This window comes from Paraclostridium sp. MRS3W1, assembly GCF_032465715.1.
Taxonomy (GTDB): domain Bacteria; phylum Bacillota; class Clostridia; order Peptostreptococcales; family Peptostreptococcaceae; genus Paraclostridium; species Paraclostridium dentum.
On the sequence record NZ_JAWDJM010000083.1, the window covers coordinates 1 to 1,846 of the forward strand.

Annotated in this window: 1 protein-coding gene; it reads left to right on the plus strand. The window is 25.8% G+C overall.

Going from position 1 to position 1,846, the window contains the following annotated elements; genetic code table 11:
* Positions 1-248: 248 nt before the first annotated feature.
* Positions 249-1,846 (plus strand): DNA primase (dnaG, locus tag RWY47_RS06100; RefSeq protein WP_316030274.1); only part of this gene is annotated, 1,598 nt, incomplete at its 3' end.

A 1,846-nucleotide genomic window follows, 5' to 3' on the forward strand; every position in this document is an offset into this window, starting at 1 on the left:
GGCTTTAAGCCTCTTTTATTTTTGTTTTTAAAAATAAATTTGTCAAAATTAAAAAGATAGTATTGAATTTGTGTTAATTATACAAAATAGTAAAGTGATATTTTTAATTTGCTAAATTGAAAAATAAAATTAGATAAAAAAGAAGGAATTGAATAAAAAAAGTCGAATTATGTATAATGAATATTTGACAAATTTCTAATATGTTGTAAAATAGTAATGTTAAAAAAATTACACCAGAAGGTGATAATATGAATGATATAAAAGATATAATAGAAGAAATTAAATCCAGATCTGATATAGTAAAGGTAATATCAGACTACATTAAAGTACAGCAATCGGGAATAAACTACAAAGGATTATGCCCATTTCATGGGGAAAAAACACCTTCATTTTATATAAATACATCAAAGCAAATATATAAATGTTTTGGATGTGGAGAAGGTGGAGATGTAATAAACTTCGTTATGAAGATAGAAAATCTTGAATTTATGGATGCGGTCAAATTGTTAGCCAAAGATTGTGGAATAGAAATAAACACAAACATGGATGAGCAATCCAAAATTAGGATGGAAAAGGTTAAGAAGATTCAAGACATAAATACAGAAGCTGCCAGATATTATTTTTCAAATTTAATTAAAGAGAAAAATTATGGGTATGAATATTTAAGAAGAAGAGGTCTTGATGACAAAATCATAAAGAAGTTTGGTTTAGGATATGCACCTAAGGCATGGACTAATCTTATGGAATACTTAATTAGTAAAGGCTATGATAAAGAAACACTTGTTGAATGCGGTCTCGTTACATATAAAAAAGATGGAAACAAATATTATGACAGGTTCATAAACAGAGTTATATTTCCAATATTTGACTATAGAGGAAATGTTATAGGGTTTGGAGGAAGAGTTCTAGATGATTCACTTCCTAAATATTTAAACTCACCAGATACACTAGCATTTAATAAAAAGTATAATTTATATGGTCTTAACTTTGCTAGAAAAAATATAACTGATAGAACTGTAATTCTAGTAGAAGGATATATGGACTTGATTTCATTGTATCAATATGGAATAAGAAATGTGTGTGCTACACTTGGAACAGCCCTTACGATAGATCAAGGGAATTTATTAAAAAGATATGTAGATACAGTTGTAATTTCTTATGACTCAGATGATGCAGGGGTTAAGGCCACGCTAAGAGCTATAGATATATTAACTAGCGTAGGTATAAATGTTAAAGTTTTAAATTTAAAAGATGTAAAAGACCCAGATGAGTTTATAAGAAAATATGGTCTTGAAGGATACCAAAAATCCATAGCAGATGCTGTTCACTATATTAGATATAAAATAGTTAAATGTAAAGAAAACTATGATTTATCTAAAGATGAACAAAGATTAAAGTTTACTAAAGAGTCTACAAAGATAATAAAAGGTTTAAAAAGCCCAGTTGATATAGATTACTATATAAACTTTTTAAGCTCAGAAAGTAAAATAGGTGTAGAATCCTTAAAAAAAGAAGTCTATGGAAAGAGTTATAAATCTAATTATAATCCAAAGCTTAAAAATGATAGACATGTTCAAATAGATAAAAATGCATATAAAAGACCGACTATAATAAATAATGGAAATGAAATTATAGAAAAAACATTAATTAGATTGCTTTTAGAAGAAAAAGAAATAAGAAGATTATTAATTTTAAAATTAGATGAAAATGATTTTACATTAAATGAAAATAAAGAAATTTTAAAATTTATAATTAAAAATGAAGAAATGGATAAAATAACTATTGACAAATTAAAAAGTTTAAACTTATCCGAAGATTATCTTTTGAATTTGTATAGTATGAACCA